Origin of the sequence: Streptomyces sp. NPDC058086 (assembly GCF_042885015.1) — a bacterium.
In the GTDB taxonomy this organism is placed as follows: Bacteria; Actinomycetota; Actinomycetes; order Streptomycetales; family Streptomycetaceae; genus Streptomyces.
In genome coordinates this window covers 11,152-21,912 of record NZ_JBHVST010000141.1, presented here as the reverse complement: position 1 = coordinate 21,912, position 10,761 = coordinate 11,152, and the positions used below count along the sequence as shown (strand labels likewise).

Genomic DNA, 10,761 nt, shown 5'->3' with positions numbered 1-10,761 from the left:
GTGCATTTGGGCTGGCACATGGTTGCGGAGGGGTTTGTTGTGGGAGTAACCCCATGGCGGGGTAGTTTAACTACCCGGCCTTGGGGTAACGCCCGTTGAACCGAAAGGTCGAATCTTGCGTTCTTCCCTTTGAGGCGAGAATCCCTACAGGGAGTGAGTCAGATATGAGCAGCACACCCGAAAGAGAGCGCGATTCCATGGCGTCGGCTTTTTACGGTACCTACATGAATCTACCTCGGTCACACGAGTCGGTGGCTCCCGAACCTTCCGCAGCGCAGCAACCTCTTTTCGAGGGGGAGAATTTCGGAAATCCGCGTCCGGCGCCGAAGCCCCAACCGCCCTCTGGCTTTGACGGATTTCAGCCCAAAGCAAGTGATATCCCCAAGCTGGTGACGAGGCGATTTGGGCGACTTGCAGATGCAGCCGCCCTGGTGGTCCCTGGTACATCGGCCGCGCCGCGCCAGCCGTCACAGACACCTACACCTACACCTACACCTACACCTACTGCGCGACGGTCGAACGTCCTCAGGAAGAAGGTTCCTGGGCCGAGTCGATGAGCGATTGATCTCTGACGTGAGTGGGACTTGCTCTCCAGGGTTCCGGGTGACGGTGGTGCGGACCGCTGCCACTGCGTTGGCCGCTTCTCTCACTTGTGCCGCACAACCCGCAGCGGCTTCTGTTCGGGGCAATGGTCACAGTGACCGTTGCCCGACCGCTTACGCAGAGTCCTCATTTCAGGCTGATGGCCCTCGACCTGCTAATACCAGGTTAGGAAACGGACATCTCCGTGAGCGCTTCTCATCCGCGGTCGCGGCTGATGGCGAATGGTGGTCGGGGGCCGTGACGCGGCAGGGCTCCTGGTCGATGCGTGGTGATCTCACTCGCCAACGTCTCGACGCAGGAGCCCTGTTGGTCCCGTATCGAGCCATGCTCGACGTCCCGCACGAGGTCGTTGAGCACGTCTCCTGGCTCATTTACGCCCGAAGGTGTGAGCTGAACTCCCCTTGGCACAAGGACTGCTTCCGGCGAAATCTGCTCGTCCTGGTCCACCTGCGCAAGAACGAGACCGTGGCCCAGGTCGCTGCAGGATTCGGCGTCTCCACCGCCGGCCGGTACAGTGACCGAGACGGTCGAGTTCCTCGCCGAGCGCGCTCCGAGCCTGCACGAGGCTCTGCGCGAGCTGCCGCCGGAGGGGTTCGTCATCCTCGACGGCACCTTGATCGCCACCGACCGCATCGCGGCGGATGAGCCGTACTACTCGATGAAGCATCACCGTCACGGGGTGAAGGTGCAGGTCGTGGCGGCCCCATGGAACATCGCTGTGGTTCTCGCGGGCGCTGCCCGGCCGCACAAACGACTCGACCGCGGCCCGCACCTACCGGATCAAACGGATCTGTGAACGCCAGGGCGTTCCCGCCGACCGCGCTTACATGGGAGCCGGCCCATGGGTGACGGCGCCCCTAGGGCGTTTCTGATGGCTCTTGGTGTGGTGGGTGGATCAGCGCTGGGTCTGGGCAGACGCGCCTTATGGTGCGGCGTCATGAGTTGACCGATGCGCAGTGGCGGACGATCGAGCAGTTACTTCCTGTCGGCGGCAAGCCCGGCGGGCGGTGGGCGGATCACCGCAAGGTGATCAACGGGGTGCTGTTCAGGGCCCGGACCGGCGTGCCGTGGCCGGACCTGCCCGAGCAGTACGGTCCGTGGCAGACCGTCTATGAGCGGCATCGCCGCTGGTCGGCGGACGGCACTTGGAAGACCGTCCTCGAAGAGCTGCAGATCGAGGCCGATGCCGGCGATCCGGACGGCGCGCTGGCCCGCGACGCCGAGCGCACGGAGTGGGCGGTGAACATCGACTCGACCTCCTGCCGGGCGCATCAGCACGCCGCCGGAGCGCCGCGCCGGCCCCCGGCCGACTACCCGCAAAAGGGGGCGGGGCGCGTGAGGAGGTTGATGGGCGCGAGGCATTGGGGCGTTCACGAGGCGGGCTGACCAGCAAGGTTCATCTGCTGTCCGACGACCGGGCCCGCCCGCTGACCTGGCGGACTTCGCCCGGCCAGCGGGGTGACAGCCCGATGTTCGTCCCCGTGCTGGCCGGCTTACGCATCCGGCGGCGCGGTCCGGGTCGGCCGCGGAGCCGACCGGACCGCGTGCGCGGCGACAAGACACCCCATGCAGCTGTCGGGTCAAGCAGCTGCCGCGAGCGGGGCTGATGCGGGGGTGCTGAAGGCGATCGCTTCGTCGAACTTCTGGCGGTTTGTCAGGCAGTGGTGGAGCTGGCCGAGCATGCGGTTGAACAGATTGCGGAGGGCGGCGTGGTAGCGGTCGCCGGTGTCCCGGCGGCGGTTGTAGTGGGCATGTGCGCCGGGTGAGGCGGTCAGCGCCGCGAAGGCCCAATGTCGACCGGTCGCGGCCAGCCGGCTGTTCTTGATCCGGCGGTGGGTGACGTGGCGGCTCTTGCCTGACTCACGGGTCACTGGTGCGCTTCCCGCATAGGCCTTCAGATTGCCAGCGTGGGTGAACCGGGCACGGTCGTCACCGATCTCAGCGAGTATCCGCGCGCCGGTGAGCACAGCCAGGCCGGGGAAGCTCGTGATGATCTCCGCGTCGGGATGTTGCAGGAACAGCTCTTCGGTGTCGGATGCGAGGTCATCGCATGCCAGGCAGGCTGCGTCGAGCTGGGCGAGGAGGGCAAGTGTCTGGCGTCCCATCGCTTTCTCGACCAGGGCGGGCTGGCGGAGCCAGGTCCGGCGGAACACTTCAAGCAACCGGTCGGTCTCGGCCTCGATGCGGCGTTGGCGTCCGGCTCTGGTGACGGCGGTCCGCAGCCGTCCTCGGGTCAGCCGGGCGGCCTCGGCCGGAGTGGGCGCGATCGCCAGGATCGTGCGGGCCTCCCGGGACAGCAGCCGCTCACGCTTTGTTGCGAACGCCTCGAGGATAGCGGGGTAGTACTCGCGCAGGTGCGATCGCAGCCGGTTGTGGGCGCGGGTGCGGTCCCAGACCGCGTCCTGCTGAGCCCGCGCGAGGAGGGCAATCGCCCTGACCAGGTCGGAGTCGCTTGGCAGCGGACGGTGGAACTCGGTGTCCGTGCGCAGGATGTTCGCCAGGACGACGGCGTCCTGGTGGTCGGACTTCTTCCGGGAGACAGCGTGCCGGTCACGGTATCGGGCGACAGCCATCGGATTGATGGCATAGACCCGGCGTCGGGAGGCCCGCAAGCAGGCAACCAGGAGTCCCCGGGAGGTCTCGATCGCGACCGGGATGGGATCGTCCGGGCTGTCACCGTGCTCGGCGAGCAGGTGCAGCAGGTCCTGGAAGCCCGCCGCGTCATCGCTGATCCTGAGTTTGCCGAGCAGTTGGGCGCCGGAGTCGACCACGACGACATCGTGGTGGTCCTCGGCCCAGTCGATTCCGCAGGTTGCGTGCACCACTCGCTCCTTTCCAAGGCTTCGCTGTCCGTCGGCATCGAGCCGCGGCAGGACCACCCGGCGACCTAATAGAAGCGCTCGCGGGCGCACCACCCCATCAGCCGTCCGTGGCCCCAGCCCTACTCAGGGACCCTCACTCTCGTCAAGAACTCGACGGCTCTGGCTGATTGGGAAGTGGCCCTGGGAATGGCTCGAATCACGGCACGGTACGGCGACTGGAGCCGACATGGCAGGGACCTGAACCGCGTCCGTCTTGTCGAAGCACTCCTGGCGCTGCGTATATCCCAGACGTCTCGCTCTGGCCCCTGCCGACCGACCCAACCGGCCAACCCACATGCCTATTAGGCGTACTCAAGCCGCGACAATCGTGCCTACCTGCGCCGACGTGGGATCAAGGCCACCATCGCGCAGCCGGATGACCAGCGGGCCCACCGCAAGCGCCGGGGACGGGCCGGAGGCCGGCCCCCGGCCTTCGACAAGGCCCAGTACCGCCGCCGCAACGCGGTAGAGCGGTGCGTGAACAAGTGGAAGCAGTTCCGCGCGGTGGCCAGCCGGTACGACAAGCGCGACTACATCTTCAACGGCACCCTGACCGTCGCAGCGATCGTCATCTGGCTCCGCGACACCGTCCAAGAGCCATCAGAAACGCCCTAGACGTCCGCCTGACCGCGACCTCACCCCGACCCAGCGATCTGGCAGCCGCGCGCTGTCCGCGGCACGCGCGCGGGTCGAGCGCGGCATCGCACGATTGAAGTCCTGGCGGATCTTCCACAGGGCCCGATGCAGCCCGAATCGAATGTCGTCAATCTCCGCCGCTGCCCTCACCCTCGAGCGGCAACGCTGAAGAGGCTCACTGCCCCAGCGACCTGCGCAAGTGGCTTCAGTTGTTCTCCCTCGAAAATGTCCATACCCCCCACCAAAGGGAGATCGTGGTCATGACCGCGAGCGCGATCAGGCCGGAGGGCAGTGCGGCCGCGGCGAAGTCGCCACGGAAACTTGCCCGGCCAGCGTCCATGACATACGCCACCGGGTTTATCCGGGACAGGTACCACAGCCATCCAGGCGCCAACTCCGCGGTAATCGGCAGCAGGGTCCCGGACAGGAGGAACAGCGGCAGCACGAGGGCGTTGAGCAGCGCTTGCACGCCGTCCTCGTTCTTGACGCGCAGCGCGATCGCGTAGGAGCAGGAGGCGAGCGACATGGACAGGAGGCCGACGATGAGCAGACACAGGCTCATGCCCGCGAGGGATGGGTTGAGCCCGAACGCCAGGTGGCACACGAGGACGATCAGGCACGACTGGATAAGCACAGTGGTGGCCACGGTGAGCACTTTGCCCAGGAGGAGTGCCACGGGGCTGGCCGGCGTCACGCGGAACCGTTCAAGCACGCCAGCCCTGTATTCCACGAGCAGGTTCACGCCGACGAAGGTGCTGCCGATGATGACCATCTGGACCATCAGGGCTGGTGCGAAGATGGTCCAAATGCCTCCGGGCGGGAACCCGGGGGTGTGGGCGACGAACTTCTGGACCAGCGGACCGAAGAAGAACATGTACAACACTGGCTGGACGAGGCCCATGATCACCCATACCGGATGGCGGAGGCGGTGGCTCAACTCGCGGCAGAAGATCAGCCAGATGTCATGCATTGCCCGGTTCCTCCTGCAGAGCTCGCGGGGTTGCGGCGCGTTGGCCCTCGCGTAGCCTGTGGCCGGTGAGTGCGAGGAATACGTCGTCCAGGCTCGGCCGGTTGACCTGGATGGACGTTGCCGATATCTGTGCGGTTTCCAGTGCCCGCAAGAGGACCGGTAGGGCGATGTCGCCGCGGGGTACCCGCAGGCGGACCAGTCCGTCTGCGGCGGATACGTCGCGGGCCCCGTCCAGACGACCCGCGATCTCGGCTGCGGCTGCGATGTGCTCAGGCATTGAGCGGAGTTCCAGCACGTCACCGGAGACTCTGGCTTTGAGAGTGTCTGGTGTTCCTTCGGCGATGATTCGCCCGTTGTCCATGATGAGGATCCGGTCGCAAAGAGCGTCGGCTTCGTCCAGGTAGTGGGTGGTCAGGAAGGCGGTCACGCCTTGCTCGGCTCGTAGTCGGCGGATGTGGTCCCACAGGTTCGCCCGGCTCTGCGGATCCAGCCCGGTGGTCGGCTCGTCCAGGAAGACGAGTTCAGGCATCTGCACCAGGCCCAGCGCGATGTCGAGTCGTCGACGCTGGCCGCCGGACAGGGTTCGGATCTGTCTTCGCTCCAGCCCCAGGAGGTCGAGTTGCCCGAGGAGTTCAGCACTGCGTGCGATGGCGTCGGACTTGGACAGGCCGTGCAGTCGGCCCTGTATCCGCAGCTCTTCCTCGATCGTGCTCTCGGGTGAGCAGCCACTTCCCTGGGCCACGTAACCGATCCGGCGGCGTACCCCCCGCGGGTTGCTCAACAGGTCGCATCCGGCGACGACGGCTGTGCCGGCGGTCGGCCGCAGCAGCGTTGTCAGCATGCGCAAAGTCGTTGTTTTGCCCGCGCCGTTCGGCCCGAGAAAGCCCACCAGCTCACCACGAGTGACGGTGATGTCGACGCCCCGAACAGCGTGCACCGTCGTGCCGTTACGTCCTCGCTGGCGGAACTGCCGTGCAAGACCCCGTGCTTTGATCAGCGGCTCGTTGCGGGCAGGGGCCGACGGCGTTGGCCGCGCATGGGGTTGGGTTGGTTTCACGGGAGCCTCAGACATGGCGGCCAAGAGCCTGCCATACGGGTGGTCGGGACTCTTCACGAGTGCCTGACGCCTGGCGACGCGGTCTTCCAGCCCACGAGCCCATGCCAGTCCCTTCGGGGTCGCTGAGTAGATCTGATGTGACTGCGCGCTGGCGTGGCCGGGGCGGATGAACTGGTCGCTCTCCAACTGGCTGAAAGCGGTGCGCGATCGTTCCATGGTCGGCCTGCCAGCCGTCACGTGGAGCTGATCCGCGGTGAAGGGTCCACGTATGCGCAGAAGAGCCCTGATGAGCCGTCCCTCTGTGGATTCCGGGTCCAGAACTGTCATTTCTCACATGCCTCTCAACCTGGGCCCACACCCTGGCGCAGCGGGCGGGTGAGGCGGAACGCGCTCACCATGTGACGGGAAGCTCTCGCAGGCCGTAGAAGACCGACGAAGGACGGAAGGCGACCTCGTCGGACGCCACGGCGAGGCCCAGGCCGGGGAAGCGGCGCAGCAGCGCTGGGTAGGCGAGCCGCATTTCCAAGCGGGCCAGCGGTGCTCCGATGCAGTAGTGGATTCCATGACCGAAGGCAAGATGCGCGGTGCGCCGCGTGGCGTCGAAGCGCTCCGCCTCCGGTGTCAGCGCGTCGTCGTGGTTGGCGGAGGGCAGGGAGCACAGCAGCAGTTCGCCGCGCCTTATGTGCTGGCCGGCCAGGGTCACGTCCTCCCGCGCGAACCGGGGCACGCCGCTTTGGACGACGGAGAGATAGCGCAGTAGTTCCTCAACCATTTCGTCGATGCGCTCGGCGTCGCGTGCGGATTCGGCGTGCTCGGGGTTCTCGAGCAGGAACAGGCTCCCCAGAGCCAGCATGTTGGCGGTCGTCTCGTGTCCGCCGAGCAGCAGCAGATCTCCTATGCCGACAAGTTCACGGTCGTCCACTTCTTCACCGTGCTCACGCACAAGGGTGCCGAGCAGCGCCTCGTCAGGGTCGGCGCGTTTGCGGGCGACGAGGCCGGCCATGTACTTCAGGGAGGACGCTTCCGCGGCCATGCGTGTGCGCATGTCACGGGTGCCGTCGAAACGTGTGACGGTGCGCTGCTGGAATTCTGCGCGGTCCGCATACGGCACCCCGAGTAGTTCGCAGATCACCATGGACGGGATGGGCAGTGCGAAGCACTGTACGAGATCGGCAGGGGGTCCGGCCTTTTCCATCGCGTCCAGGGCGGTCGCGACGATGCTCTCGATGCGTGGACGCAGCCTCTGGACCCGCCGAGCGGTGAAGCCCGTGGCGATCACGCGGCGCAGCCTTCCGTGCTCAGGTGGGTCGTAAGCGGTGAGGTCTCCGTGCCTTGTCTGGCGGTTGGACGGCGCCATGTCGGCACCGATGCTCGATGGATCCGGCACCGCCCGGCCGTCGTTGCCGAAGCGCACCGTGTCCTGCAGTACCTGGCGCACGTGCTCGTACCGGGTGACCAGCCATGCCGTGGCGCCGGAAGGCAAAGTGACGTGGGTGACGGGCTCATGGGCGCGCAGCCCTGCGAGTTCTTCGGTAAGAGCGAAACGGTTCCTGCGCAGATGCAGCGGGATGTTCGACGCACTCATGAGCGCAGTGGCGCCTTCCTGGGACGGTGACGGTTGCCGAAGTCGTGATGTGTCATGAGTAGACGTGCACTTGAAGCCGCGGCGCTCCCGACCAGCTGTCGGGCTCGAACGCCACTCTGGCCAGCTGTATACGGCGTGACGCCATGGCGAGGATCCTGTCGATTGCCGCCTGTTTTTCCGGCGGAAGGTACCACCAGAACAGGCTGTGCCACACCACGGTGAGTAGGCCCGGTTCGTCGTTTGCAGCCGAGAGTTTCGCAACGAGCCAGTCAATGGCGTCTGCCTTGTCGATGCGCAGCCCGGTCCGGGACGCGAGTGCGATGGCGTCATCGAGGTCCATCTGCTCGATGTCACGCTCAGGCGGTAGGAACGAGCGCAGTATCCTCGCGTCCTCAGGATCCGCGGCATCGCGGGGTGCCAGGTCGCACCCGGCGCGGTCCACGATCCCGAAGTCTCCTGGCGCCGGTCCGGTCGTCGCCAGTCTGACCGGTGAGTTCGCATCTCCCCACTCCCAACCCGGACCGAACCAGCGGTAGCGATCGAGCAGAAGGTTGAGGCCGGCGCACGCCCCGAGCTCGAGCAACCTGATCCGGGGCGCCCTCAGCATGCCGAGCCCTCGCAGGAGAGCCCCGGCGCGATCCGGCTGGTGCTGCTGAACCGGTCGGTCCATGGCCGCCAGAATCTCGTCCGGGTGAGTCAACAGCGCCTGTCGGAACAACGTCCATGTGCGTTCGATGTACGCGGCGTTACCGAGGTTGGGTGTGACGTGCTCCAGATGCGCAGCCAGATGCGGTGCGTGTCCGGTGAGCACCAGCCAGCGCACGCCCGCCAGGGCCCTTAGGCAGAACAAGGGCTCGCATGCGTCGGGATGGTTACCGATCAGTTGGCCGATGGGGCCCCGTGCCACGACGTCGTCGGTGAGCCGGGTAAGCACGCTCGCTGAAATCGACACATCTGGCCCCATGGCTGCCGCCATGCGGCGCAGCTCCTGAACACGACTGTCCGGAATCACGCCGTGTCCTCCGTTCCACTCAGTCGCGATGCCTTGGCCGACTCGTCGAGCATCCATCGGATCAGGTCTCTGTCCTCAGAAGGGGGAGCCAGCTTTTCAAGCAGAACGCACATGTGCCGGTGCACCGAGCGAATGCGCTGGTTGTACGTGGCCGAAATGTCTGGAGTGTTGAGCCGCTCACCGAAGGCCACTCGCGCCGCAGGATCGTGCCGTGCCCGCACTCGAAGCGACGTCAACGTGTCCAATTCAGCGGTTCCGGCCGCTGACTCAGCCGCATGAGCGAGCAGCAGGGTGCGCGTACCGTTGATCAGATCCTCGTCGGCATCGGCCGACTCTGCGGCCCGGTCGTTGGCCAGTTGGCGCAGTACGCCGAAGAGCCGGCCAAAGGCCCGCCATCCGCGCAGCAACTCCCCGCCTGCACCGGACAGCTGGGCGGACATCGCCGCGTCCCTGGCATACGGTGCCCCGGACTTGCCGGCGTACGTCCTCATCACTGTGGCCCATGAGGGGAAACCGGAGTCCGCGGAGACGTCGGCCAGCTGGCCCTCGGCGGCATGCAGCGAGCTGTCAACGCACTCCCGCACCCAGCTTGATCTGAGATGAGGGGGCTGTACCTGCTGGTCGAGCACCGTCAGAGGGACAAGGGCGAGGCACGCCGCACTGGCTATGCTCGCCTGGGCTGTCGGCACCCCGGTCGCAGCGGCGTTGTACTGGCCATCCGCCAGATCGTCGAAGACCTCCGCTCCCGTCCACCAGATCCGGGAAGCGACGACGATCGGCAGTGCACGGTCGGGGTCGCCGCCAAGAGCGCCCAGCACAGGAAATGGCAGCAGCCGGAAGACGCTGGCCCTGCTGCCGTCGCTGTGAAGAAGTCGCGCGACAGCGTCTGCGAGCGCGGGATAATCGTCGCCGAGCAGGCCCACGGACGTTCGTACCGCTGCCGTAATCTCCTCTTCCCGGGACAGCAGGTCCTCGTAGGCCCGGGTGACGTCAATGACAACCATGACTCACAAAACCTTCGGATATCAGACCTGGAGCCGTGAGCACCGGAGCATTGCGGCGAGAGAATGATCCGCCCATGCTCCTGGCACCCACGGCCCGCGCTTCGCAAGCGTTTAAGTCAGGGGGTTAGGGACACACTCGACGGTCCTGGTCAGACCCGCTCAGCAGTACGCGTTGTTGCCCGGACCGCCACCTTGTTCATTGGTCACGGTGTAGTCGACCTGGCCGGCGAGCTCGGGAATGTCGACGTCCCGGTCGCCCTCAAGGATCTGCTCTGCAATCGCTGTAGCCGTGGTGCAGTTCATGTCAGCTCCATTTCCAGAGGGAACCCCCGACAGTCTCCTGCCGGAGGCATCGTTTGATGACGCTGACGGTAGAGCGAGATTCATCCGAGTATCAAGGATAAAATGAGATTCAGTTCACACTGAACTATCTGCTCGGCGTATGCGTTGTGCCCGTGACCGCTGTTGCCGGTTCACATTGACGGGCTGGGCACGGGTATGGCGTGGCGGCAGCAGCGAGGATGACTCTCGCCAATACGACCACGACGCCTCGCATCGCAGTCCGGGAGCCGCGGCAAACCTCTCCGAGCCGGGCCCCGGCCGAAGATCGCCACGTGGATCACCGGCTACCGCCTTGAGACCGCGTAGGCCTGCTGCTCATCCCTATCGGTGCGGCCGTTGCAGGGGTGGGGGAGCTCGTGGGTTGCGTTACTCCGGAAGTCCTGGCGGCAGCAGTGGAAGCGATGTCTCTTTGCCCTGCGAGGATACGACCCAGCTCCCTGACGCTGACCGTCTGGGCGGATGCTTTCGATGGCCCGTTGTCAGACATGGCTTGCGGCCGCGGCCCAGCAGGAAAATTCTGTGACGGCGCTACGGTCCTTACCGCACCGCCGGAAGCCCTGGCGGCAGCAGTGGAAGCGATGTCTGCTAGCCCTGAGAGGATACGACCCAGCTCCCTGACGCTGACCGTCTGGGCGGATGCTTTCGATGGCCCGTTGTCAGACATGGCTTGCGGCCGCGGCCCAGCAGGAAA

8 protein-coding genes and 3 pseudogenes are annotated in these 10,761 nt (G+C 65.9%); 4 read left to right on the top strand and 7 right to left on the bottom strand.

Annotated features, from left to right (window positions below; genetic code table 11):
• Positions 1–864 precede the first annotated feature (864 nt).
• Both ACFVWD_RS51720 and ACFVWD_RS51715 read left to right on the top strand, forming a co-directional pair.
• Positions 865–1,469 (top strand): annotated as a pseudogene (locus ACFVWD_RS51720) (transposase family protein); the annotation flags it as partial.
• Positions 1,470–1,545: 76 nt separating this feature from the next.
• Positions 1,546–1,989: an IS5 family transposase gene (locus ACFVWD_RS51715; RefSeq protein ID WP_389605605.1), complete on the top strand. Its 444-nt coding sequence runs from the start codon at positions 1,546–1,548 to the stop codon at positions 1,987–1,989.
• 194 nt (positions 1,990–2,183) lie between these two features.
• Here the strand turns inward: ACFVWD_RS51715 and ACFVWD_RS51710 are convergent, their stop codons facing one another.
• A complete protein-coding gene (locus ACFVWD_RS51710; RefSeq protein WP_389605608.1) occupies positions 2,184–3,425 on the bottom strand; it encodes an IS110 family transposase in 1,242 nt (413 codons plus the stop codon).
• A 345-nt stretch (positions 3,426–3,770) separates the two neighbouring features.
• On the opposite strand from ACFVWD_RS51710, the pseudogene ACFVWD_RS51705 reads away from it, so the two are divergent.
• Positions 3,771–4,079 (top strand): annotated as a pseudogene (locus ACFVWD_RS51705) (IS5/IS1182 family transposase); the annotation flags it as partial.
• A gap of 7 nt (positions 4,080–4,086) precedes the next feature.
• Positions 4,087–4,269, top strand: a pseudogene (locus ACFVWD_RS51700) (transposase family protein); the annotation flags it as partial.
• Between the two features lie 36 nt (positions 4,270–4,305).
• Here the strand turns inward: ACFVWD_RS51700 and ACFVWD_RS51695 are convergent.
• The 6 genes from ACFVWD_RS51695 to ACFVWD_RS51670 form a co-directional block, all read right to left on the bottom strand.
• Complete coding sequence (locus ACFVWD_RS51695) at positions 4,306–5,070, bottom strand: ABC transporter permease (protein WP_389605604.1); 765 nt, start codon at positions 5,068–5,070, stop codon at positions 4,306–4,308.
• Positions 5,063–6,343 carry an ATP-binding cassette domain-containing protein gene (locus ACFVWD_RS51690; protein ID WP_389605602.1) on the bottom strand — a complete coding sequence of 427 codons (1,281 nt, stop codon included), beginning with the start codon at positions 6,341–6,343 and terminating at the stop codon, positions 5,063–5,065. The genes ACFVWD_RS51695 and ACFVWD_RS51690 overlap by 8 nt, the downstream gene beginning before the upstream one ends.
• A 175-nt stretch (positions 6,344–6,518) precedes the next feature.
• Positions 6,519–7,712, bottom strand: a complete 1,194-nt coding sequence (locus ACFVWD_RS51685) for a cytochrome P450 (RefSeq protein ID WP_389605600.1) — start codon at positions 7,710–7,712, stop codon at positions 6,519–6,521.
• A gap of 52 nt (positions 7,713–7,764) precedes the next feature.
• The gene (locus ACFVWD_RS51680; RefSeq protein ID WP_389605599.1) at positions 7,765–8,724 is read right to left on the bottom strand and encodes a DUF2332 domain-containing protein; all 960 of its coding nucleotides are present in this window, start codon (positions 8,722–8,724) and stop codon (positions 7,765–7,767) included.
• Positions 8,721–9,728: a hypothetical protein gene (locus tag ACFVWD_RS51675; protein WP_389605598.1), complete on the bottom strand. Its 1,008-nt coding sequence runs from the start codon at positions 9,726–9,728 to the stop codon at positions 8,721–8,723. The genes ACFVWD_RS51680 and ACFVWD_RS51675 overlap by 4 nt, the downstream gene beginning before the upstream one ends.
• A gap of 159 nt (positions 9,729–9,887) precedes the next feature.
• Positions 9,888–10,031 (bottom strand): hypothetical protein, encoded by a 144-nt coding sequence (locus ACFVWD_RS51670; RefSeq protein ID WP_389605596.1) that lies wholly within the window; start codon positions 10,029–10,031, stop codon positions 9,888–9,890.
• Between the last annotated feature and the right edge of the window lie 730 nt (positions 10,032–10,761).